We start from the raw sequence: 24,230 nt of genomic DNA, 5'->3' as shown, positions 1-24,230 counted from the left end.
TGTGTTTTTCCCACTGTTTTATTTTGACGATGCGGCAATCACCTATCTCTAAGCTCATACACCCCCTCTATCCCCATCGAATGTGAATACTACGCTGGTTCACGGGCAGAAGATCGGCGACTGGTGAAGGCGTGACGAGCGCGAAATGTGGCAATTCCGAGTATTAACCAACATTCTGCCGCATCGAGCGTCAAGTGTTGGTTAAGATTCGACCTCGTCGAGGTCTGGCATCGCCTGCGTGATCATCGCGAACCCTACCCCGAGCCCAAGCACGAGCCCCAGCTGCGACGTCGCTTCGCCGGCGAGCAGCGGCTCGATCATCCCCATGTGGCTCATGTATGCCGACACGGCCAGCAGGTAGATCCCGAGTCCGGCGCCGATCGCTGTCGCCCGCTCCGGACTCGGCGGGTAGTGCTCCATCTGCGGGTCGAGCGACAGCGCCCGGTGCTTCGCTGTCGCCCACGCGGCGGCCGCCCGGTGACCGATATCGACGGCGGTGCCGGCCATGACGGCAGCGACCGCTCCCGGACCACCGTAGAGTCCCGTTTTATCGCCGCCGGCCGCCCTCTCAGCCGTCTCGATCAGGCCGTCGAGTTCTTCATAGAACTTCTCACGGGTGGTGATGACGCCCCAGAGCTTCTTCACTGACCGAAGATCTCCCGCGTCCACCTCGCCATTCATCATCAAACTCAGGAGATCCGTCTCGCCGTCCGTCACTGTCGCCGACGTCGTCACTTCGTGGCGCTCCTGCTCGACCTCACCGCCACAGCAGACGCAGTTTTTAACGTGTCGTTCGGTCCACCGTCCACAGTGGTTACACTCGATCGGCGTGACGTTGATCTTGTCTTGGAGGAGGTCCACGTCTGCGCCGTCGGCGGCCGCCACGTTCTGGTCGATGTCGGTTCGGAACCGAGTGATGTAGTGCTGTGGTGAATTGGAGTCGAACGACCAGCCGAATTGGGTGCGGAGCTCGACCTCGCTCACCGTCGGCTTCCCGGCGAAGAACGACGCCCGGGAGCGGCGGAAGTGCCGCGGGTTCGTGTCCTTCGCGATGCCAGCGTCTTCGCCAGCCTCGTCGAAAATCCGATAGAGGTTGTCATAATCCATCTGTGTGTTCGAGTTGAGCTTGGTCCACAGATACGTATCCGGGCCGAGCTCGGCTTCTGGATCGGCGTGGACGGGATGTTTTTCTTCGATCCAACGACGGAGGATCGCGGCCCCGGGGAAGAGCCGGATGGTTCGGTCGCCGGTCTTGCCGTCCCACGGGATAGTGACTTGGTAGTGACCGTCTTCCCACTTCAGGTGCTTGTACTGGAGCCGGAGGAGCTCGCTGTCAGGGCGGGCGCCGAGCCCCCACTCAGAGAGGATGAGCGCTTTGTCACGACAGTTGGACCGCACTTTGGCCATCTCGATAGCGTCCTGCCAGTTGATGACGTTTCCTGGAAGTGGCGGTTTGCCCTCGTCGCGGAAGCGGCCCGGCTTGATTTCGTCGACGCGGTCCTGGACGATCTCCGAGCCGAGTACCTCGCCGAACGTCTGGACGGTGATCAGTAGGTTGTGGACGTAGTTGTTCGAGTAGCCCTGGTCTTGGATCCACGCGAGCAGCCCGTCGAGCGCCTCCTTCCCGTCGTAGGAATCGTCGAGGATGTCGAGTAGGAGCCCAGACTTGCTCTGGAGGAGCCGCGTGATGTCGACGTGGAGGGCGCGGGTAACCTTCCGGTGGCGGTCTTCCCGGTTGTTTAAATTGCGAAGTTCACGGTCGAACTCGTAGAGTGTCCGCTTTTCGCTGGGGGTGAGGTCGTCTTCGTTGACCACGCGTCGACGCGCAGCGTTGAGTTCTCGCTCCCCTGACTCGTACTGGGCGCTGAGGTTCGGATCGTAGAGGGATTCCGCCTTCGGGAACCCGTCCGAGAATTCATCGAGTGATGACATACTCTGGGTTACCAATACCAGAGGTAAATATCTAATGGCGAAATTTAACAATTAGACAGTCGAAACCACTATCTGAGTCAGAATCAAGGTGTTAGTATATAAACTAGCCTCAGTATCCCAAGCATTTATGTACAAACATACAGAAGGAATTGGTAGGCGCAGGGTTACCCTGAGAAGCGGGCCCGGTGCTAGAACACCGCACCCTGTTGCCGTCAGCTATGACGACGCCAGAAAGTACGCGCCCTACCGGTGATAATACTGGCGGGGTCCCGACAGAAGCAGAACTGATTGATCATCTTCAAGACATCGACCGGCCGGTCTCGCTCAACCAGTTAGCGAAGGCGACCGGTGCGGCACGTGACACAGTAAAGGGTCGGCTTGAGCGGCTCGAAGCGCGCGGCCTGATTATCATCTCGATGGGGCTGTACTACGTGGCGGTTTCCCTTGTCGACGGTAGCCAGCCGGTCGCCGATGGCGGTCGCGCTCACCCAGTTGCTAACATCGACCTCTCGCCGGAGCAGACCTACACCATCCTCTCGAACGAGCGACGCCGCGAGACGTTACGCTTTCTTTCCCGTCTGGCTGACCGAGACGCCGAAACGTACGCACCGGTGGGCCCGCTCTCTGCGGTCGTGTGCGCGTCCGGTGAAGAGCTCTGCCCAGAGACCGGAGGCGATGACGATGACCAGCACGCGACGTACGTGGCGCTCACACAGACGCATCTGCCTCTCCTCCACGACCTTGGGGCCGTGGAGTACTACTCTCGTGTCCAGAAGGTCGCTCCGACCGACATCGGCCTCGCGCTCACCGAGCTGATGGACATCGTTGACCGCGCCGCGGACACCGGCGAGTCAGCATGACAGACATAGACTTCCGGCGCCGGCAGATCGCACAGGGAGTTCAGATCGGCGAGCACACAACGGTCGAGTAGTCCGCGGCAGAGGCCCTCAGCAGGCGGTCCGGTCACTCGCATTCACGAGACGACGCCCTCACGCCCCGGCAGTAAGAGCGGATGCTCCGAGCGAGTATGGCATCGACAGCGAGGGGATCGCCCTGGAGTGCCGGCTACTCGTCGTTGCCTGTGGTCCCCTCGGGGCCCGCTCCAGCGAGGTGACTCACCTCCACGAAGACCAGATGGAATGGAACGACGGCACGATCCAGATACCCACAGAAAAATTGTGGAAGCTGACTACGGGGTTGTCTCTCTCAAAAGACGATTCTGACATTTTTGCCAATTGAGGAGGAACACCACCGGTGAGATCTTTATTCCATGGAACGTATGTTACTAATAGTGTGATATTTTGAATCCGCAGAAGGCGTCGGGATCGGGTCACTCTGTACTCGGTTCAGGAGCGCTGCTGAGAGAATTCAGAGATGGACTCTTGATCGAGAGGGAGAAGATCGAGATCTTCGGGTGGATCGATCCAACTGTTTGACGACAAAAAGCGAGATAATCCCGCCTTCATAGATCACGATCCCCGTGCTGTCATCGGATTCAACAGAGCATAATAGTGATCTTGTGTTTCCGGCAGAGTGCTGGTCGGCGACCTTCCGGTCGCACGCCCGGCTCATTCCCACTAAGTTGGTGGGTTCCTCGGCTACTCACCACCGCCGCTGCTCGAGCGGCTGATCGAAGACGCTCAAAAGGCCCACAAGCAACGACTAATCTTACAAGGAAGCGTTTGTGAGAGTGAAGGATGTCTCGGTGGCGAAGGTCATTGAGGAAGACGGCGACGCAACGCTTGAAGACGCCAAAGGAGGTGACGACTAGAGCTGATGCGGGGCGTGGTAGTGAACTAGGACCGAAGTCACGCCCTCAGAGCTCGCGGACTATCTGACTGGCCCCAGTATGTCCGTACTGGCTCTGCTACCGCTAGAGAATTAGAGTTTTCTCGTATAAAATCAACCAGACGACATATGTGATTCTACGTCTAGGAAGTCAGATCGATGATATCAGCTGTCTCGAATCGCTCCTGAGAGACACCCAGTCGGCGGAGTAGCACGCGCCAGGAGATGTCTCGTGCCCGCTGTTCACCCATTGAGTCGTGATTTCGAAGCGTCCACTCGTCGATCACATCATCAACTGTACCGGCTGTTGTGACCAATTTGCCTACTTCGCGCTCAATAGAGTCTTCAATTGTGTAGACGACAAAAAAGTAGAGATAGCTTGCTGTATCAGACCAGTTTTCAGCCATATATGACAAAACGCCATGGTGATGCGCCCAGATTCGGAACCGTCCGTACCCACCAGAGGGGTATCGATAAATACAGCTCTTACACTCGACACGTCCGCAGACTCCGTCTGTCGGCGTGACGAACGTATCGTAGTGACTCTGATCAGACCAAGAATGAAATGAACACCTTTCGCTGAGGACAGCACCCGCCAGCCGTTCAGCATTATACCCGCGACTCGACGCGGTTTCGCCACCTCGTCCAGTTGCCTGATTTGCTTCAAAATCTTCTCTAACGTCTTCGAGTTTGATCGATGGATGCTGTACGAACAGGGAGTCATTACTCATGTAAGCCGTCCTCCCAGAGCGGTGTACCCTCAGCAAGTTCTGTGAACCAGTGTCCGGATGTACACGCTGGACACATGGGTGGGTTTGCTGGATTGCCGTCCCACTCCAGTTCGTCCCAATCCCAAGCGTACTCTTCTCCACAGAGTACACACGTCCACGGGTAAACATCAGTCTCGGCCTCTGCTGCCAGATCTGGATGCTGGTATGCGAGCGTCGGTGTCAGTGCGTCAGCCCCACCTTCAGCTTCGAGTGCTTCGACGACAGCATGGCGTGGATAAGATGTTAATGGAAGAAACCCCGCTGCCGGCGTATCCGCGAACGGGTCATCATCGCGACCGCAGCGCTGACGGTACGAGCAGTACTCACATTCCCACTGTTGTTCAGGATCTGCTGGCGGCAGTTCATCACTGAGTCGGTAGGTTGTCTGGTCTGCTGCCCAGTCAATGACTGTGTCCGTCCAGAACTCGGAATCAAACTCAACGCAGACTGGGAGAAGGTCGTGCTGGGTGCGATCGACGTAGATAACCAACCCCATATCAAGTGAATGTGAGACCGTCTGATCGAGGCCATGGAGATAAGCATGGAGTTGTGCCTTGTGGCGGCGATCCGGTGTGGGATCTGCCTGGTCAAACTGGGTCAGCGAGCGTTTGGTTTTGATTTCGGTCGGTAACAGCGGGTCGCCTGCTTCAGTACAAATGACGGGGTCAGTCGAGCCCTTAATGTGGAGAGCGCCTTGGTCGGTCGCCATCTCATACTCGACCCACATGGAATTCTGGACGTACGCATCGGCAGCTGTGTCAAGCGCCACATCCTCGAGAAACGGCATGATAAGATCTTCTTCGATACGACTGCCAGCCCAGAAAATTCCCGCAGGCGGCTCATCCTCAACGGGCGTGTTCTTCGCTTTGTAGTAGGTTTTCCGCTGACACTGAAGCAGTTGATGTGGGGAATGCCGCTCCGGGTCACGGAGTGTGTCTGGCGCGTGTCGCCACGGTTGGCCGTCGCGGAGATTCTGCCTGATTTGACGTTCTCGATACCAGTCGGTAAAGGCATCTTTCGTGATGGCTTCACTGAGCATCCGGATCCGATCATGGAACTGTAGCGTACTCGCAGTCATTACCTCACCCTTGAGTCTGTGTCATCTACCTACAGTCCTGACACAGAGACGATTCCAGTTCAACCACATCTGTACCATCCAGCGAATCGCTGGGGTTGCTGAGCCTCTCATTACCCACAATCTATGTTCCACTACAATAAATTTGACTACGATACCGTAGTATAAATACAACGATATCGTAATTCTATTTTGACACTTCGAAGGATGTAAACCCTAGATTTGTGACCTCGTAATGATGAGAAAACCCGGCAGTTGGATGCAAAATCCGACTGATGAGCGGATTTTAGAGGTCCTCGATACCGGGTTAAGACTTGGTCCTACAGCGATTGCTAAAAATATTGATAAGCATCGTGTTACGGTCAGTGAGCGACTTCAAGAGCTTCAGAAATATGGCTTCGTAGAGTGCCCCGAAGATGGCTATTACGAAATTACTGATGTTGGGGAGCAGTATCTTGAAGGAAAAGTTGATGCCAGTAAGCTAGAAGAGGATTAAGTATAAAATTACTATTTTTCGACATTTATGCCGAACCGGTGTAGACAGAATGGGCTCTGGTGAAACCCTCAACCTGTGACATTTCCCAGCGTTCGGCTAAATACAGAGGTCGAGTCGGTCAGCGCCACCAGCACCGTTTCACGATCACACTATACTCGTCTCAGCGGGTACGCAAACCCCGCAATATTTGAGCGTCGCCGGAGACAACACGCTTGATGCCCTCCATTATCGATGAGACCGTGTTCGGCGAGCCCTCCAAAAGGCTTGGACTGGTTTTCCTCTGTGGCGCACTTCTGATAGCCGGGCAGCAAGCGTACTACGTCATTCTAAAAGGGGCAACGCTTTATTATGCTACACTATTTATTGGTGCCGGGATGGCCCTCTCCGGTATTGCCGAGTCCTTGCCGAAATCTCGACGACGGGCTTCTGGTGCCCTGCGACTCACAGCGATTGCTGTACTGGCGAGTATTCTCGTGATCGGCTTCGTCAGGCCCGAGCTCCTCTTAGTGTGATTGAGCCGGTTGGGTTGAGGTCACCGCTCTTGTTAGGAGTCCATTCGCACGGAGGACTCATTAGGAGTGACCGAAAAGACAAGAGGTGAAGTTGCTACACGCACCCTCTGTATCTCGCACGACGCTCCTGACAGGTAGCAAAAAAAGTTCTATCTTGGCCAGTATGTGAGTCGCTTGTATTGACCGATATTGATCCGGGTATGTGAACTGTTGTATGACATCGCGCACGATGGCTACTCACGACCTGCGGTCACGCTGCTGTCCCGGAACAGTACTTTCACCCCGCTCGCCCGAAGTATAAGTCACAGAGTCTCAAACTTTGAGGAGAGGGAGCACCGCTGAGTCGGTTCCAACAACCTGATCAGCTCCAAAACAGTGTCACACGCTCCCTCCCCTCGAAGGAGCCCGTGAACTCGTGAGAATGACTTCTAATGACCCAGAGACAGTCCGTGGCGACTGCTCGTTCTGCGGCGAGACAGTCACGGGTCGGCACGCGATCATCCACTATGAGACCACTGGCGGCGACACAGGCGTGTGGGCTGAATGCCCTCGCTGTGGCGAAATCGTTGACCCCACCGATGCTCAGTAAACAGTTCATCCAGCAGATCGTCAGGCTCGACCCGTCGTCGGCAACGCACCACGAGTGCCGCCACTGTGGGTACAGCGTGGAGAAAGACGTCGATGAGTGTCCACAGTGTGGCTCTCAAGAAATTGCGGCCTACAATCTCGAGTAATTGCTGAACTGGTCACGGTAGGTGGAGAAGATTCGAAACCTTATGTAGCACCCAAACGCTAATATGGCTCGATTGTTACATAAGGCATGAACGAGCCGTCACCACCCACCTCGCTCCCGAAGTATCTCGCAGAGGGGCTCCCGAAACAGGATACGGAGACACTCCATGAGATACAGGACTACGTTGAGGCGCTCATCGAGTATCGCGACCAATCGGTCGACACCGACGACCTTCCCGAGACTGCCGAACCCGTCGAAGAGTCCGATAGCGCAGGAAGCGGGACCGTCGTCAAAGAGAAAGTCACCTGTGGTGATGACAGCTGTAAGTGCGCCAGCGGGAATCCCGCGGATATGCATGGTCCGTATCTCTATCGCTACTATCGTGAGAACGGGACGATGAAATCGGAGTACGTCGGTAAGCCAGAAGGCGAGTAGGGGTGTGAGAAGTTTGCTATAACCACCCGTTCGTGCCAACCTGCGGTCCTAGGCTTCCCTACGAAGGGTGTCATCAACGACATCAGCGAACGCAACGTTCTCACGCACCTGTTGCATCTCGACGGTGACTCGGTCTCCGACGCTCGTTCCGGGAACGATCACGACGTAACCGTGCTCAACTTTCGCGATCCCGTCACCTTGGTCACCGAGGTTCTCGATTTCAACGTCTCGCTGTTCACCTTCCTCGACAGGCGGGCCGTCGTATTCGTGTTGCTGACCAGCGTGGTCAGCTGACTGAGTGACTTCAGTCGTGTCGGTGGCTTCGGTATCCGACGTCGATGTCGATATGAGCGCAACACGGTATGTTTTACCCTCAGAGAGTGTTCCGGTGGCTATCTCACGGTCTGGTACGGTTATCTGGTAGGTGCCATCGTCTTGCTCAACAGTCGCAGTATACAGTGTCTGGAGCGTCTCAGAAATGTCCATAAATCGCGTATTGTGTTGGTTCGTGCCAGCTGACTTGTTTCTAGCGTTTCTAGCGCTCTCAACTGATTAGCGCCGGTTTGACCAAAATACCCGAGAGACCACCTCAGGACTCATCGTCGACATCAAACACGCCCGCAAAGTCCTCGAGAAGCTCCTGTGGTGATCGCTCATCACCACGAGACGAGGGAGTCATAGAACGGTTGGCATGGTTTTCTGACACCGGTTGAGAGAACTGCTTTTGCTACTTCTGAATAGCGGCAATAATATCTAGTTCTCAGACCGCGGTTTTCTGGGAGCTACTGAAGTGTGTGAATCGTTCTATGACACCCTAACAAGACGGCAAGGGGCTTCCCAGCATCCGATCTTGAGCGAGTGCGCATCCGATACTGACTCCGGCTCAGTTACCACATCGAAGATGCTGGTGCGATAGATAGCCAGTAGTCGCTGATCATGAACGTGGACGGAATCGATTCCGGCCCGTCTAGGACTGTAGGAATATCGGTAGGATTTGATAGCGAGATAGAGGCGCTTGGAGACGCCGAGTCGCTCATATGATGGTTTCGTCCATCACACGCACAAAACCTAGCCTCGAGGAAGATTCGGATACAGTATCTAGTCAATTCTCTTGGCCGGTCTGTCGTCTCCTAACAGGTACAGATGTGGGTACCGGCTCCGCCACCAGTTGAACGAGTATGGAATGAAAACAAATGGAGCTTCTACTGTGAGCGAACAACGGGAGACAATATCAGTATCCCTCACACCCCATATTCGATATGAAATCGGAAATTGATGTAGTAATGAGATAACTCTCACACACCGTCTTCGATATGAAATTGGTTTTCCACAGAGAAAATTGCTCTAAACCTGGTTTGTATGGTCTAATACGGCAGTATTAGTGTCTTGTTCAAGCATTTCATCTCGAAGAACCTGCTGCTATTCCTCACGATGTAAACCTCGTGGACGAACTCGCACACAGTGTTTTTGTATTTCATTTCGATGACGGGGTGTGTGGATGGGGACAATTTCCGGGCTAGATGGCTTCATATCGACTAAGGGGTGCCTAGTTCGAAGAAAATCCACCGCGGTCAAGACTCCGAGGTGGGATTTCATTTCGAAGAAGGGGTGTCTGTCTTGGTTTCCGAGATTTCATATCGATGGAGGGGTCTTCACTTCGAAGTTGGTGTTTGATGACATGAGAGAGGCAAGAAATTCATTTCGACGGAGGGGTATTCATATCGACATCGCCCCTTTCATTTCGACTCTACCCCCTTCATTTCGACAAAGGTTATTAGCGGTTGGATCACAATGACCACTATGGAAGGCGACGAAACCGACTCGGGACAGCCAGATACCGATTCAGGTGGGTCACAAGAGTCCGGATCATCTGTCGTGGATAGCATCCTCGATGGCGACGTACAGACTGTTTTTGAAAACAAGGACCTCGTTGACTCGAGTACGATTGTCGATCAGGACCGGATCTACGGCCGGGACGAGCAGCTCGCTGCCGAAGCTCGGGCGTTCCGGGACACTCTCGATGGTGAGCGACCGCCGGATCTGCTTTTGTACGGCCCCAGTGGAACAGGCAAGACCCTGACGGTGAAAGCCGTCGCGAACAAAGTCAAAGAACGAGCTCTGGAGAGCGGTATTGAGTTCGACTTTGTGGCAGTCAATTTCAAAACGATGGAGTCCCACACGCTCGACCGCGCTGTGTGGAAGCTAGGCCACCAGACGGCACGGAAAGCGGGCGTCGTTTGGGATGTCCCTCGGTCAGGTGTGTCGACCGATATGAAATACACCCGGCTCTACGAGATCGTCGACGATCACTTCGACTCACTCGTGTTCATCCTCGACGAGATCGACGCGCTGACCGGAAGTACCGGCGCAGACGAACCGGCGTACTCTCGACTGCTCTATAGTTTGAGCCGAGTCATGTCGGAACAGCATGTTGATACGCAGCTGTCAACAGTGGTTGTCACGAACTACCCGAAGTTCCGTGAGAACCTCGACAGCCGGACTGACAGCTCCTACAACCCGAACGGGATTCATTTCTCGGATTACGACGCCAACGAGCTCATCGAAATTCTCGAACGACGTCGAGATGCGTTTAAAGACGACGCCCTCGAAGACGGAGTAATTGAGATTGTGGCTGCGTACGGTGCTCAAAACGAAGGTGACGCGCGTCGCGCGATCGATCTGCTTCGAGATGCTGGAGAAATCGCGAACCGGGCGGGCGACCCGGTGGTGACGCAGGGCCACGTCAGATCGGCAAACGACTCTGTGGTGAAGAATCGGGTCCTTGAGATCGTTGGTGGGATGTCTGTCCAAAAGAAGCTGTCTCTGTACGCTGCCGCACTCGTCGCGAAAGACAATGAAGGAGTGGCTCCGAGCCCTGTGGTGTACGACATCTACAAAATTCTCTGTGAGGGAAGCGACATGGAAATATACACACAAGAAACAGTCAACAGCCACATCAATAAGGCAGGAACGTACGGTGTGCTGGAAAGCGAACGGGTCAGTGGTGGATTCAAATCGGGTGTCCACTTGGTCTTCAAGTTCACCGAGCCCGTTGGGGCTGTTCTAGATACATTAAGCGAAGACGACCGACTCCAAGAGATTCCTGCGACAGAACTTGGAGAAGTCGTGAAGAGACGGTTGCGAGATTAGTAGTCCGGTCCGCCCAGCCAGTTCGTACTCTTTATTAACCGGCTGTTTCAGTCGAGAATGCTCCGTTGAATTCGCGGAAGGCGTCGGAATCGAGTCATTCTGTGCTTGGTTCAGAAACGCCACCGAGAGAATCCGGAGATAGAATCTTGGCAGAGAGTGAGAGGATCGACGCAGAGACGCGAACGATAAGCCCCACGGCGCGACCGGCGCCACACCCGCCGCTCTCGGACGACGGGACGGCGGTGTGTCTGGAGCTTGTCGACGGCGACGCGCTTGACGTGACGATGTCGCTGAAGCCGGCGGACGTCGCGGCGATCCGTGACGTGCTCGACGACGTCGAGTGCCGACCGCGTGGGTGCTCATAGGTGTCGGTATTGGAAAAGTTCATTCTGAATTGTGACTCGACGAGACTCTAGAGTTCTGGGAGCTGGTAGACGGTGTAGCCCAGCGCGAGCACGATGCCGATCACAGCACCCGGAGTAGCGTGTATCTCGCCGGTGAACGGGTCCATGTAGAGGGCGCCCTCCACCGCCCACCAAGTGCCGAAAATGAGCGCCCACGCCCCGATCCCGAGGGCGAGGCCAGCTGCCCGCTTCGGCGACGGAGGGTAGTGAGCGTCGTCTTCCCCACCCCACCCTTCTGGTTGAGCATCGCGACGATCGCCGGCGTTTCGATCGTTTCACCCGTTTCAGTCATTTGTGTCATTCTATGAAACGCTTGAAACGCGATTGTGTTATGTGTACGTCAGACACCCATGACTCACTCACGCACAAAATAGTTCAGATGTCGTCTAGAATAGCTCGAACTCTTCGTCATTGAGGTAGGACTCAATATCCTCAATTGGATGCCTATCTCTGATGAACTGTTTGTAGTCCTCAAACGCGTCGTCGCGACCAGCGGGGAGGACCATGATTCCGGTCATGCTTGAGTGGAAATCATTGGTGGGGAGCAAATAGCTGGTACAACTTCATTGACTCTGTTGAAATCCTAAGGATCTGATAGGATTGGTGTGCGAGATACAGAGCGCGTATACGTCATTAGGAGAGCGGTTATGTGGCAGTATCCATTCAGGCAGTTCACTTAATTTACTAAGGCGTAAACGTACTCTCTGAAATAATCGCGTTTGACTCAGTATGTACGATTATAACCTTCAGCTTGTCAGCATCCGGGGTTTCTCCGTCACGAAAATCAGCAGCGCCCGTCTTTATTCGAAATTGGATTGTGTCTCCTGTAGACCACACATTTGAGTCTGCAGATACAATAACCTGATTCTGAATCTTAGCTCCGCTTGGAGTACGGGAAGTCGAATCAATTAAATTCTTGTCACCCTGCATATTGCTGGAGTCGATAGACCAATCTTTAGCAGGGAGATTGATCAGTCGTACTTCGGTATTCACCCCTGGGCCAGAAGCGCGAACAACAATTTCCATTTCGTCCACAGAGACATCGTCCCCCGCCACGTGTGTAATTCGGACAATTTGATTACTTTGGAAGGCGTCCGTTTCGAGTTCGAACTCCCCTGTTATATCCGCAACATTCGGCGCAGGTTCGTTAATATCCTCTGTGACACCAAGCAAAAACATGGAAGTTGTTGCGGCTAAAACAATCACAACTGCGACCATGAAAATAGTCGAGATAACAGGAGTGACAGCGCGATCCTGTTGATTCATTACCAAAACTATTCTTTACTAGATAATATAGCCTTGGGACTCTCTGCTGAATGGATGCTCTGTATCGGTCACATTGTTACTGACAGAGACTGAGTAGGTGGCAAAGGTGCTGCTGAATACAGAGCGCGAGTCTCGCACAGAAATTCTTCGGAAAACCAGCTGGCCGGATCAGTCAATACAGAGGAGTCGGGGATCGCTCAGTACAGTTGGTCCACTGAATATTACTGATGTTTTATATATACAGAGGTGAACCGTTGAAACGGGGGCCAGTTCGGAACGTGAGCCGTTCCGGTGTCAGAGGCACTCCCCACCCCCTGCTTCTGGTCGGGCTTTCATATACCTCAACATTTACTCAGTCTCTCACACAAAAATCGACAAGCATGTTCAACGAAAGCTCAATCTATCTGATTTGACCGAAGCCGTTGTGCTGACTATATCCTCTGTATTCAGCACCCAGCCTAAAACATATCACCGTTTGAGGATTTCAACAGATCCAAATGATTAGTAAGGCCCATTCACATCTCCTTTAGATCGTCATCAGTGGATACGTCCATCACCTGCGCCGCAGGAAACCGCCGTGCCTGCGCCCGATATGCCAGTCGTTCGATCATCAAATCGGCAGGCGGAAGGGCAAATTCTCTTCCTAATTTCTCGGAGGTCACGTCGTACAGCTCGAACGGGTTGATGTCAGAGGCAGCCCACAGGTGTTCGAGTGTGCCGTAGGCGTCCGAAGTATTGAGGTCATGTTGACGAAAGCGGTCAAGTGACGCTGCTGCCGGTAACAGTGGTTGGCGGACTACACTGAGGTTCACTTCTCCATCCTCATTGTGAGCATATAGAGCGCGTTCAATCCCCTGCTTGACCCTCCACTCCGGAGACTTCTCCGCAAGATCGAACCCAAGCCAACATAACGCCACGACATCGGTTGCGACACTGGTTGTCCCTGATGCCCCGTCATCATCGCCAAACACCCGCTTGATGTCATCATCAGGGAGTCGTTCTGCGAGCAACCGAAGATCCCGGAGCGATGCTTCAAGCCGTTCGCGGAGTTGTGCTCGCAACTCGTCATTAGGTGACTGCGTCTTGAGGTCTGTCGTGTACAGCCCGTAGCGTTCGCTGGGCGACAGCACGCCCCCTTGTTGCTCGCCGATATCAGGACCGCTCACGTCAACTTGGCTATTCGCAGTTATCCGTGCTGGTGGCTCCGGATCAACTGCCTCAACCCCAGCGTAGTACGGTCCAGCTGGCTCATCGTCGTCTACGTCATCAGGCCGGAACTCTACAATCCCTTCGTCGTGTACGACAGCATCTACGATGCCACCGGTAGTCACAGAACACCGTTCGAGGACACCAGTCGTTGTTGTATCTATGGAGGTGACCGTGAGGTGGTTCGCTTCAGGCAGCGACGCTGGAGAGACAGAGACCTGCTCACCGATACCACAGACTAACGTCGCAAACACTGGGATGTCGGTGAGGAGTTCATTCGGATCGACATCAAGTCCAGTTGACTCCTCTGTCTCGGTCACTGCGTACGCGCTGTGACCATTGTTTGTTGAAATCTGGACGGGTTCGCCTGGCTGTGTACCAATCTGATTTAGCGTCTTCGTCGCTAGCACTACTGTTGATGGATGGTGGGCTGGTGCTGTCGTCCGGTTGATAACGACGTCAACCGATGACTCACCACCATCGGCCTCGTCAACACCATGCGTCATTGACGCGCCTCTTCTGGCACCGGCTGTTCACGAATGGTCTTAACCATTTGAGACGCAATTTGGCTTCCAAGGTGGCTCAGGCGATTATCCTCATCGGAATCCAAAAGCGTCGCAGTCACCACGACTATGCCCCATGAAAGTGGCTCAACGACGACAGCCATCTCTATCAGCGGCTTATTGGTTGACAGGTCGAGGTCGTATGGGACCGCACATTGCGGTTTCCGTATGGAGGCGACGCTTTGATCCTGTAGCCAATTATCAGCCGGTTCGATATCAACCTCAGTCCACCCCGTGCTCAACATCTCCCAGTTTTCGTTTTCTTCAGCGAGCGTTATTTCATGAAGTGCTCGAACCGCCTCAGGCTTGGTATCATACGCCGTTTTCTCATCGGTCCTCGCTGTCTCAACCGCGATGTCGAAATGACCAAATTCGGGTGGAAGATCAGAACTAGTAACATACCGCTGTTCAGCGTACCGAGAAGAAAGCAACTCATCAGTTTGCGGGTGGCGTCGAGATCTAACACCCTGAACCGTTGACGGTGGATCTTCATTATGTCGACCGACCACCGGTGAGTCTGGAGTACCTAGAACCCAACCACTGGGTAGTTCATCGGTTCCAGGAAGAAAATCCTTGATTGATGGCGGGTCGTCGGCAGATACCTCACTCATTAAATAAGTTCCCGGGGGCACTTGTGGAACGAGCGGGAGCGGTGTCGTGGCGAGTAGGGTTCGTCGGTTCATGATTTAGCTGGTGGTGTGTCGTGTGCTAGCTATCGCTGTGGCTGGTCGCCGACGCGTCTTGCCGGTCATTGGCCGGTTGCGTGTCGTTAGGTGTCGTTGTCTCGCTTGAACTGCTGGACGGTCACCTCGAGCAGGTCATCACTCTCCAGTCCGAGCGCCCGGCGTTCGCCAACCGGAATCTCGATTTGACCGTCGTCATCGAGAACTGCCCTAAAATCCGCGCGATTATCAACGATGCTTGCCGAACGCGATGGTTGCTCGGGTCTTTTAGCTGTGTCATCGATGACCATCTGCATCGTCTTCCTCGCGTAGTCTCCCGGTCGCCACCCGCGGTCGTCTTCAAGCTTTGCACTTGCGAGCTCGAGAACTGTTGCCAGTGCGGTCTCAAAATCTGGTGGATTTTGATCCGCGTACTCGCGATAGATGTCGTTAATGTGCTCTGCTGTCTCGTCAGAGAGGCGTGGACGGGCCATTGTATTTTGATCCGGTTGGGTCCAATTTGATCCACAACCGGTACCAGTGGTACCGTACCGGTACCACTTAGTGCTGTCGGCCCAACACAAATCATATGGGGTTAACAGCAAGTCATCGTCAAAAAGAACGATTTGCGTTCCACATAACTGACCGTGATAAGGTTGCCTCGATTCGTGAAGGTGGACTCAAGGGGTCCAATACAACTAACGCTGACACTGATCTAATAGCAGAAGCACTCACGACTGAAGGATATGATAGTCCCTTCCCGTTCGATAGGACTCAGGTCGTCTACTGTCACGTCAATCCGGCCGCCGTTGACTGGGCACGCAAGAGTTCTACTGAGTTTGCGAACACCCCCGCCGTCGTCGTGGTCGATCTTAGCAAGGTATTAGACCCACTATACATTGCCAGTATGACTATTGCGAACGACTTTATTGATCATCATGTGGCGCCTGCTGGCAACACGGCAACGGAATCACTTGATGAGGCTGTCCGAAAATACAACGACAGCATCGTCCAACTCAGTGATATCGATTCCATATCGCAACACCGAGACGAATTTACTGATCACATCGAGTTGATTGTGGACGGTGATGTCCCAACCGAGGCGATAGTTGAGACTTAGCAGAGGTTATTAAAAACTTACAAACTATTCACAATTGGAAAATCTCTTTTATAAGATCTGATTGTGTAGTTCAGTCCAGTATATTATCAGCAGTGATACTAAGAAGCAAACAGCTTAGTCTGATACATTCCCTTTCGCTAATTGTTTTATGACAACAACAGTGGAGGTTGAGGAGGCGCTGTCGCCCGAGGCAGTCAGAGAGGTAGTTAGAAAAATTCAGAGGTACCTGTGGGAAGAAGACACGAGCGACGCACAAGACCGGATCAACAGCAAGATTTCGGATCAATTCTGGAAGACGGTCACAAGAACCGACGAGAGCTCCGGTGATGACGTTCCATATGAATCGCTCGCTAACGGGGTAGCGGACCTGATCGGGTACATAGAGAGTGAAGACGATGACGACCTCCCGTGGTGGCTACATGATTTCGAGTGGAGCTTCGAATCGACCGGCGACGGGGAGTTCTCAACTTCGGACGGCGATCTCGAACGACTGGAGTCGTTCGATCCGAACACGACCCGGGTGAAAATATCTGAGTACAGCAGTGGGTCGGATCGTGAAGATCTCGACGGCCTGATCGACGGAATCGTCTCGGTCCGGGACGAATTAGTCAAGCACACCGATATCGATGATCCAAGTGACCTGATCACCGGCGAGGAGAAAGAGCGCTTCCCGGACTCGATCTTCAGCATAATGGAATCCGACCCAGATGACGACGACCCGAGTCGTATTGAGACGACCGGCGAGTTCAACGGGTGGCTCAAAGAGCTCGTGCGCCTTTGTCCCCCCTTCAACCGGACGACGACGGCGTTGATCTGGTATAACGTCGGACTGCCGGTTTACGCTGTTGAGGACCTCGGTGTTGATGTCGATGTCCTAACTGACGTTGGCCTCAGCGATGAAGACGACGACGAACACGTGTATAGCAGTACGTACCGGAATGCGTTCGCGGATATTATGCGGTTCCGTGGTGTGTTTGACCGAGAGGTGGCTGTCGAAACTGAGGATACTGAGATGGGGGCTGGACTTGAGCTTGCGTACATAGACGCGTGGGCGAGCGCGACGAACCAGTTGGACGATGAAAAACAGGAGACGATTCGTATGTGTAGTAGCGACCGTGCTAGCAATCTTGACGATAACGAGCGATCTCGGCGCGCGCCCCACTGTTTGGAGCTTCCTGTTAGATACGATTATGATGAAGGATACTACTTAACATTTGACACACAGTGCCGAGGGTTCCACCGGAGATTGAGCAAATATAATGATTCCCAGCACGATCGATCTAAAAACATAGTGTCGGCGCTTGGGTCGCGGTACAATCTGCTTGCGACTACAATCGATGGATAGAGAACCAGAACTGAATCCGGAATCGGTTGAGGAGGAGGAGTCCTCCCAGTCCGGTGGAGGTAGCGGCCGACAGAGCAGTTCGCCAAGCAGCGATGATGACGACGACGTACCCGACGATATCAAACAAACAGAGGATGAAGAAACCCAATCAGAGGTCGAACCAAACAGTGCGAATGTCGAAGACGAAGCCACCGAGCGGTGGCGCCTCGATCAGCTTGATCACTCGGAACTGTCGGTCCCAACCTCTTCTGTGGAGACGAGACAGAATCCTACTGGAAACGTCTGCCGCGTGCCACTCACCGGGTCCTCGTCTACCGTAGACACGTCCATCAGAACAGTCGACGTATCGGTTCGACACAGCCGCACAGACCAAGCTGTGGAGACAGTTCGGCCGACAGGACAGCATCGAACCGAACGACTAGATCAGCTCAATACGGCTGCGGTCGAGATGACGCAGGTGTCGACAGAGTTAGCACGGACAGTCCGTCCCGGTGAAGGGGAAGTTGAGTTCGAGGATCCGTTCTACGACTGGGGGAGTGCCAGCCCGTTCGACAGCGCTCGCCCGTCAGTTATCCTCCACGTCTCCCCCGAGAACCGTCGTGGGGACTCGCTAGCCCTCTTACAGCGCCGTCTCCGTGACGAGTACACCTACAGACGAGGGGGTGAGCCGGAGGCGAAGCGAGTGCGGATGATCGCGGGTAAACCGAAGATCCCGAACCTCTCCAATACAGTCGCTACGTTCGACCTCACCGACGAGGAGTGGAGTCTTGAGGCGCGCTCAGAGTCGATCCGTGTCGAACGAGACGGGAGAGACGCTCTTGAGTACGTCGAAGCGATCGTCGAGACAGGCTTCGCTGGCGATTTGGGCTACCTCGTGGTTAATGTCCCAAGTCGGTGGGAAGACCCCCTGAGCGGCGGTGATGTGTTTACACGTATCCACGACCGGATCGCTCCCCCGTCCGGATCAAAGAGCGACCTGCGTGGCAGGGGCCACTCCGGAGACGGAGACGAGGAGCCGCCTCTCGTCACCCGATGCCAGCCAAATAAGAACGCCGACTTGCCTGCCGACGCATCTACGTACTGGTTCGGACAGCAGGTCGGTGCCGACGACTCCGCCGACCTCCCGTCGACTATCGAGGGATATGAAGAACTGTTCGAACGGCGCCTCCGTCAGTCGGGATGGCTTCGGACTGTCCTCACAGAGGAACACGACGGCAACGAGAGCAACGAACACTACCTGCTGAAAGCTGCCGTTGCGGCGGGTCTCGTGCGAGAGGACTTCCAAGACGAGGACGGGTCGACGCTTGAGGAATACGTCTTCGAGACGATTCTGGAAGCCGGCAAGCTTGAGACAGAACACGGAGACGGTCCCTGTGTCGACATCTACACGCAGCTCGACGGCCTCCCCGAGTCGTTCGTGCCGCTCCCAGACGACGCCGATATCTCCGGTAATCTCATCATCGAAGTGGAGACTGGGCGCAGTGAAGGCGGTACGAACTTCCGGAAGCTTTGGCACACAATCGACCGACTTGCTGACAGTGATGGGCTCGGCTCGTCTGCCAACGCCTCAGTGTGTATCGTTGTTCCGCCACGCCTGCTCGCCAGAACGGACGAACAGGCCAATTATCTCTGCCGGCTGGTGTCGGTCTGGAACCGACGCGTGAGAGACGAAAAGACCGATATTAAAGGTCCCAATGCCACACTCTCCGTTCCGGTGTTCGACGAACGAGGAGATTGCGTTGCTCTCAAACACGCCGAGGAATTCATCGAGGAGGTGTATAACCGTGACTGAAGAGCCGACGTTTGCCCAGTGGCTCGAACACTCGAGCGCAGAGCTAGAGCTAACCCCAGCCGACATCCGATACGAAGTGAGGGGAGAAGAGGCGGAAAGGCGTCTGGATGACCTGTTATGCCGAGCCGACAGAGACTCTGAAGTAGACGACGAGGTTCTTCGATTTTCGGCTGACAACTACGAGACTCGGACCTGGTATCGCTACATCCCTGACCAGCCAGACGATTCGTACGGCGAACGGGTACGCCGGTACGATCGATGCGAGTTCGATCTGGAATCGGTGTGTGGCGATACCGTCCCGGACGAGTACTCATTCGAGATCGAGTTCGAGGTCGAGGTGACCGACAACGAGCACCCGTTCTCTCCCGACGGATCGTCTTCTATCGGAGTCTCGCTCGACGTCCTCATCGACTGTAAGCGGACACGAGAGTTCCGTGTGGCGGGACTCCGGGAGGAGCGTGAAGCAGTTCTCGACTTTCTTGAGTCCGACAGGGACCGTTGGGGGCTCTCACCGGAGCACGGAATGTTGCTCGAAGGACCGCCCGGGACGGGAAAGACGGAAGTCGTCGTCGAGGCGTGTCGGGAACTGTTTGGGGCCGTTCCGGTCAAAATCTCAGGTCCCGAGATCCTGAGTCGCTGGGTCGGTGAATCCGAACGAACACTGCGTGAGCGATTCGAGACCGCGCGGGAGGACGACTCCAACGTTCTATACATCGACGAGATCGACTCAATAGCACGCTCGCGAGGGAAGTCGACACAGGAGCACAGTGCCCAGATAGTCGCACAGCTGTTGGTGTTGCTTGACGGGATCGACAGCAAGCGAGACGACGATCAGGTCAAGGTCATCGCGTCGACGAATATGGCCGGGATGGTCGATGAGGCCCTCCGTCGCCCTGGACGACTGGGGCGGACAGAGTCCTTCGAGACTCTTGGCGAGTCAGGCGCGGTCGCGGTCCTACATCATTACCTCGACGAAGTCCGCCGCCACACCACTGCTAAGGACCGCAACTACCTCTCTGACTCGCTACGAAAGTTCGTAATGACTGGCCGGCTTGAACTTCTCGACGACGCCACCGAGGGAGACGAGATTGCGTCTCTCCTCGCTGGTCGGACGGGTGCCGACATCGAACAGGTTGTGCAACGAGCGACGCGGTTCGCAGACAAAGACGCGGAACAGACTTCCGGGAACTCGCCGAGAGTCGTACTGACAGGAACACACCTCTCCCGTGCTGCGGACAACTCTATGCAGTCCACCCGGATGGTGAGTTCAGACACCGCCGGAGGGACAGCGAACGCTCCGAACTTCTCTTCCGAAGACCCGGTCGTTCGTGTTGGACCGAACAGAGCCGAAGAAAAAATCAAGAGCGCGTTCGCCCGGTTCCTAGCTAGCTACGACGACTGCGGGCAGGGCGAGTTCCGGAAGTTCGGTCTCACTGAGAATGACATACTGAGTGGTCCCGAAGCAGTTCGGACACGACTCTGGGAGCAGTTCACGCCTGACAGGAGATATCCCGTCTGCGTGTACATCGACGAGTTCAACAAGATCGGCCAGGCATCCGCTCACTCCGATGTCGCGAACGCGTTGGTTGAGGCCGTCTGTGACCGACTTATCGCGTCCTCTCGCGACGACGTTCCTCCGGTGCTGTTTGGATATGCCGCCCCTCCCGATACGAACCTGCCGAGCCTGGAGAAGCTCGCGACGAGATAGCACCTGGTCTTACTCTGGGATGGAGTCGACGTTGGACGATCGTTCTTCGACGTGGTGCTCAAGTTGATGTGACGATCGACTCTGTAGTCCACACGTGCTTCTGGAGATCTGTTAATGTCTCCAGCGCCTGTTCATCGGTAATCTGCTCCGAGAGACCGACTTCCGCGAACGGCCGCGGTATCCCGAACGGGCCCTTGATCTGTAGGTCGTCGTTCTGGAGTGCGATTACTCCAAGCCACAGTGCCTCGCGAGCGGCACTGTAACGCGATGTATCGAAATGCCCCTAGGTCACCGGCGACCTTTTCATCCATCCGTGTCACAAATCTCACGCGGTCCTCACGACAACCAACTTGATTTTTGTTTCAATTGTACTGAGCGATTCCTAATTCCGCCTCTCAGCGGATAGACCACTGACCGATTCGCGCTGTGTATTCAGCATAGCCTCTCCAAACTATCAGTACCTGAGGATTTCAACAGAGCTGCCACGATCGGTGTCGACTGTGACGAGTGTTCTAGAGGTATTGATGAAGAGCAAGATAGCTGATAAACCGCCGAAATCGGGTGGCCATAGTAGCTGCTCAATACCGTCGTAACACCTTGTGTAACTCTTGCTTCCTGGTGTTATCTGTATGTTACATAAGAGATTGATATCGGACGCCGTGTGAACGAAACCGAAAAATGCCCCTTCGGGTTTGTAGTGCTACCGATTGGCCAGAATTAGCGCAATAATCACGACCACAAGAAGCTACTTGATCGGTAATTGCTTCTTCCACGATCTCGATCTCCCCGTCAGTGAGCTTGTACAGAATGTAAAATTCATAATGTGTCAACAGGAGCGCGGTCACCCCTGTTATCTCGACCATTCTTGTTATCGCAATTGCGGTCGTACTATCTGTAACGACATCCATATTAATTGAACAGTTTTTATATACCACAGGATTGTATCTATATAAATTGAACATAAATGTAATATCTTAGAGACTGAAATATCGTGGAGTCCTCTCTTCGACTAAAGCAGATCAAAAGACTACAGAGAGATGATTCTCTAATCGGGAGGTCCGCGGTTGAACTGATCTGAAAATGCCTCTCTCAGGGGGTAGCAGTAGAACGGAATTAGGGGGTAGAGGTGGTTCTGCGCTTCTGTACTCGGTCGGCTGGGTACCGACTGAGTTGTAGGTGGGCCAACATGGGAGGCAACAGGCCCTCTGTTATCTCAGAATATTTCCTAAGTGTAGAGATCTCAACTGATCCGATGCTCTTGTACGCTATTCTCGTCCGCACTCCCAGAAAGTGGAGCGTCAGTCTCTGAATAATGGGGGCCACTTCGAATATGACTGAAGTGGTTCTTTATGTTAGAAAATCTGGATAACAGTATAAATAAAGGGAAGTATAGAACAGAAACCCTCCCGTGTGAATACCGTCATTCTTCTCCCCTACCTCCCAATACGTCAAATCAGGAAACTTTGCGTCTTAGGGCCACAAAACCGATTACAAACCACATATGCCATCACCGTGTACTTGGCACAACACTTATTATCTCGGGGGTGAAAATAATGAGCGAATGAGTACGGCCCGTCTCTACGATAACCCTCGTGTTACCAGAGAGGTGCTTAGATTAGTTATCAAAGGGTCTAATACCCAAGAGAAGCTCGCAGAGGGCCTCGGATGCGCAGAACGCACGGTTTACAACAAGGTCCACGATCCGAAAGTACTCGGATTTCTGGAAAGAGAAGATGGCCGGTATGTCATAACCGACAAACAAGAGCTAATGAAGCTATTCCAGCTGGATGATCGTGCTATCTTAAAAAAGAGATTCAAGCAGATGGCGGGGGTGGAAGAAATTAATGATGAGTTGGTCGGTGGAAGTCTTTCTTTTAATAGGGTGGGGCGGATTATAAGCTACTATACAGATTCTGAGGCTATCGACGAGGATGCGTTCAGTACATATGGAAGAATCTACTCTCAATGGTTCGATTACTTAGGAATGGGCTATGCATCTAACCAGAGACTCTCCCGAGATAAACCGGCAGACTATAATGAAAACAAGACTTCTCGGCGAGATTCCTCTGGGGTGTCGTACCCGAAAGTTAGCCCAAACAAAGTATTTGAAACATTAGATGTTGTCAATGGAGGGGTTAGTCGGTCCGCAGAACTAGCTGAACGGTTCGATGTTTCCGATCGTCAAGCAGGGAAAATGCTGAGATCATGTTATCTGCTCGGCCTTACAGTTGATAATGATGAGGTCCAACTCACCGATTTAGGACGAGAAATTCTTACAGCTCCAGAGAATGAGAGGAAGGTACTTATTCGTGATAAATTATTGGAGCTTGAGATTGTGAAATCTTATTGTGAGATTGCTCCAGAAGAACCATTTAAAAATAAGGATATAGTGCGGAAGATTGGTGAAGAACTCAATAAGGGCTGGTCAGAAGGGACTGTTGAAACGAAGGCTAAGCGCCTTTATAGCTGGTTGATATTCTCTGATCTATTCAAAGAAGTAAAGAGAGGGACACTGGTTCCGACAGCAACCGCCAATCGCAACGGACTTAGCTCGATCGAGGATTATGCCTGAATCAGGGCAGGGCAGCATTGTGATAAGGAATGAGACGGTCAAAATATCGAGTGCTCTATGCTCAGCTTTGACCGCTTCAGCGGCGACAGCGGTTGTATCGAATTAGAGTTTCTCGAGTGAGAGGCGACACTCGCAAAGATCTTAATTACGCTATGGTGCACCCGGAGCTAGCATTGGGAGCCCGAATTTTTAGCGGATTATAGTTCGCTATACAGGACAACTGATGTCGAGTATGCCGAAAAGGTAGTGGTATTCGATTTTCCGTATAAACCCCCAGTTGTATAATTGCTTGAGGTGTCCTCGAAAACATGAGCGAATCCGGACCCGAATCCGCGGGTATCTATGCTCGCGTCTCGACGGCCGATCAAGACGTCGGCCGGCAGCTGGAGGAGGCACGCGAACACCTCGACCGGCTTGGCGTCGAGGACGTCGAAGAGTACCCTGAGGTTGTTTCTGGAGCCGCTGATACCGACACTCGTGAGGTCTACAGCCAGCTCCTCGACGACATCGCAAGCGGCGCGTTCGACCTGGTTGTCGTCCATGAGAGCAGCCGTCTCTCCCGGTTGGGACCGACAGAGATTCACGAGTTCATCCAGCACTGTTTGGAGAACGATACCGGCGTCGAGGCCCTCGATGTCGGGCTGGAAATACGCGTCGACGACGGCGAGCTCCAGCAGACGATCTACAGCATGGTGGCGCGG

22 protein-coding genes and 2 pseudogenes are annotated in these 24,230 nt (G+C 53.9%); 15 read left to right on the top strand and 9 right to left on the bottom strand.

Annotated features, from left to right (window positions below; genetic code table 11):
- Positions 1–201: 201 nt before the first annotated feature.
- A complete protein-coding gene (locus C464_RS16940) occupies positions 202–1,983 on the bottom strand; it encodes a site-specific integrase (protein ID WP_239640272.1) in 1,782 nt (593 codons plus the stop codon).
- Between the two features lie 167 nt (positions 1,984–2,150).
- On the opposite strand from C464_RS16940, the gene C464_RS16935 reads away from it, so the two are divergent.
- Both C464_RS16935 and C464_RS19790 read left to right on the top strand, forming a co-directional pair.
- The gene (locus tag C464_RS16935; RefSeq protein WP_006115029.1) at positions 2,151–2,792 is read left to right on the top strand and encodes an Lrp/AsnC family transcriptional regulator; all 642 of its coding nucleotides are present in this window, start codon (positions 2,151–2,153) and stop codon (positions 2,790–2,792) included.
- Positions 2,793–3,439: 647 nt separating this feature from the next.
- Positions 3,440–3,654: pseudogene (locus tag C464_RS19790) on the top strand (hypothetical protein); the annotation flags it as partial.
- A gap of 209 nt (positions 3,655–3,863) precedes the next feature.
- On the opposite strand, the gene C464_RS18815 reads toward C464_RS19790, so the two are convergent.
- Positions 3,864–4,451, bottom strand: coding sequence for a hypothetical protein (locus C464_RS18815; RefSeq protein ID WP_152421010.1), 588 nt, complete (start codon positions 4,449–4,451; stop codon positions 3,864–3,866).
- Positions 4,444–5,568, bottom strand: a complete 1,125-nt coding sequence (locus tag C464_RS18105) for a CRISPR-associated protein Cas4 (protein WP_080510515.1) — start codon at positions 5,566–5,568, stop codon at positions 4,444–4,446. The genes C464_RS18815 and C464_RS18105 overlap by 8 nt, the downstream gene beginning before the upstream one ends.
- Positions 5,569–5,803: 235 nt before the next feature.
- Between C464_RS18105 and C464_RS18100 the strand changes: the two genes are divergently transcribed.
- The 4 genes from C464_RS18100 to C464_RS16920 all read left to right on the top strand — a co-directional run bounded on the left by C464_RS18100 (position 5,804) and on the right by C464_RS16920 (position 7,741).
- On the top strand, positions 5,804–6,061 hold the full coding sequence (locus C464_RS18100; protein ID WP_006115027.1) for an IclR family transcriptional regulator: 258 nt from the start codon (positions 5,804–5,806) through the stop codon (positions 6,059–6,061).
- A 215-nt stretch (positions 6,062–6,276) separates the two neighbouring features.
- Positions 6,277–6,573: a hypothetical protein gene (locus C464_RS16925; RefSeq protein ID WP_006115026.1), complete on the top strand. Its 297-nt coding sequence runs from the start codon at positions 6,277–6,279 to the stop codon at positions 6,571–6,573.
- 421 nt (positions 6,574–6,994) lie between these two features.
- A complete protein-coding gene (locus C464_RS20095; protein ID WP_449404384.1) occupies positions 6,995–7,162 on the top strand; it encodes a DUF7837 family putative zinc-binding protein in 168 nt (55 codons plus the stop codon).
- A gap of 231 nt (positions 7,163–7,393) precedes the next feature.
- Entirely contained in the window at positions 7,394–7,741 is a 348-nt protein-coding gene (locus C464_RS16920) for a DUF6788 family protein (RefSeq protein ID WP_006115024.1), read from the top strand.
- A gap of 48 nt (positions 7,742–7,789) precedes the next feature.
- Here the strand turns inward: C464_RS16920 and C464_RS16915 are convergent, their stop codons facing one another.
- On the bottom strand, positions 7,790–8,227 hold the full coding sequence (locus tag C464_RS16915; protein WP_006115023.1) for a TRAM domain-containing protein: 438 nt from the start codon (positions 8,225–8,227) through the stop codon (positions 7,790–7,792).
- 1,389 nt (positions 8,228–9,616) lie between these two features.
- Here C464_RS16915 and C464_RS16910 point away from each other — a divergent pair.
- Positions 9,617–10,891 carry a Cdc6/Cdc18 family protein gene (locus C464_RS16910; RefSeq protein WP_006115022.1) on the top strand — a complete coding sequence of 425 codons (1,275 nt, stop codon included), beginning with the start codon at positions 9,617–9,619 and terminating at the stop codon, positions 10,889–10,891.
- A 146-nt stretch (positions 10,892–11,037) separates the two neighbouring features.
- Complete coding sequence (locus C464_RS16905; RefSeq protein ID WP_006115021.1) at positions 11,038–11,256, top strand: hypothetical protein; 219 nt, start codon at positions 11,038–11,040, stop codon at positions 11,254–11,256.
- Between the two features lie 425 nt (positions 11,257–11,681).
- Here the strand turns inward: C464_RS16905 and C464_RS19900 are convergent, their stop codons facing one another.
- From C464_RS19900 to C464_RS16895, 5 genes are all read right to left on the bottom strand, one after another.
- The gene (locus C464_RS19900; RefSeq protein WP_275039728.1) at positions 11,682–11,813 is read right to left on the bottom strand and encodes a hypothetical protein; all 132 of its coding nucleotides are present in this window, start codon (positions 11,811–11,813) and stop codon (positions 11,682–11,684) included.
- A gap of 166 nt (positions 11,814–11,979) precedes the next feature.
- A complete protein-coding gene (locus tag C464_RS18090) occupies positions 11,980–12,561 on the bottom strand; it encodes a type IV pilin (protein ID WP_006115020.1) in 582 nt (193 codons plus the stop codon).
- Between the two features lie 515 nt (positions 12,562–13,076).
- Positions 13,077–14,087, bottom strand: coding sequence for a hypothetical protein (locus C464_RS18810; protein ID WP_152421009.1), 1,011 nt, complete (start codon positions 14,085–14,087; stop codon positions 13,077–13,079).
- A gap of 182 nt (positions 14,088–14,269) precedes the next feature.
- Positions 14,270–14,941 carry a hypothetical protein gene (locus C464_RS18805; RefSeq protein WP_152421008.1) on the bottom strand — a complete coding sequence of 224 codons (672 nt, stop codon included), beginning with the start codon at positions 14,939–14,941 and terminating at the stop codon, positions 14,270–14,272.
- A 158-nt stretch (positions 14,942–15,099) separates the two neighbouring features.
- Entirely contained in the window at positions 15,100–15,486 is a 387-nt protein-coding gene (locus tag C464_RS16895; RefSeq protein ID WP_006115016.1) for a hypothetical protein, read from the bottom strand.
- Between the two features lie 95 nt (positions 15,487–15,581).
- Here C464_RS16895 and C464_RS18800 point away from each other — a divergent pair, with 95 nt between their 5' ends.
- The 7 genes and pseudogenes from C464_RS18800 to C464_RS16870 form a co-directional block, all read left to right on the top strand.
- Complete coding sequence (locus tag C464_RS18800; protein WP_152421007.1) at positions 15,582–16,112, top strand: hypothetical protein; 531 nt, start codon at positions 15,582–15,584, stop codon at positions 16,110–16,112.
- 148 nt (positions 16,113–16,260) lie between these two features.
- Positions 16,261–17,457 carry a hypothetical protein gene (locus C464_RS16885; RefSeq protein ID WP_152421006.1) on the top strand — a complete coding sequence of 399 codons (1,197 nt, stop codon included), beginning with the start codon at positions 16,261–16,263 and terminating at the stop codon, positions 17,455–17,457.
- A complete protein-coding gene (locus C464_RS16880; protein ID WP_152421005.1) occupies positions 17,450–19,249 on the top strand; it encodes a hypothetical protein in 1,800 nt (599 codons plus the stop codon). The genes C464_RS16885 and C464_RS16880 overlap by 8 nt, the downstream gene beginning before the upstream one ends.
- Positions 19,242–20,957, top strand: coding sequence for an AAA family ATPase (locus C464_RS16875; RefSeq protein WP_006115013.1), 1,716 nt, complete (start codon positions 19,242–19,244; stop codon positions 20,955–20,957). Before C464_RS16880 ends, C464_RS16875 begins: the two co-directional genes overlap by 8 nt.
- Before the next feature lie 837 nt (positions 20,958–21,794).
- Positions 21,795–21,935 (top strand): annotated as a pseudogene (locus tag C464_RS20025) (archaellin/type IV pilin N-terminal domain-containing protein); the annotation flags it as partial.
- A gap of 583 nt (positions 21,936–22,518) precedes the next feature.
- Complete coding sequence (locus C464_RS18085) at positions 22,519–23,529, top strand: AAA-associated domain-containing protein (RefSeq protein ID WP_161781692.1); 1,011 nt, start codon at positions 22,519–22,521, stop codon at positions 23,527–23,529.
- A gap of 308 nt (positions 23,530–23,837) precedes the next feature.
- Positions 23,838–24,230: recombinase family protein (locus tag C464_RS16870; RefSeq protein WP_006115012.1), on the top strand; the 393-nt coding region annotated here is incomplete at its 3' end.

It is taken from the genome of Halorubrum coriense DSM 10284, from assembly GCF_000337035.1.
Lineage (GTDB): Archaea > Halobacteriota > Halobacteria > Halobacteriales > Haloferacaceae > Halorubrum > Halorubrum coriense.
The sequence above is the reverse complement of the archived record's forward strand: the minus strand, read 5'-3'. Positions and strand labels throughout refer to the sequence as shown.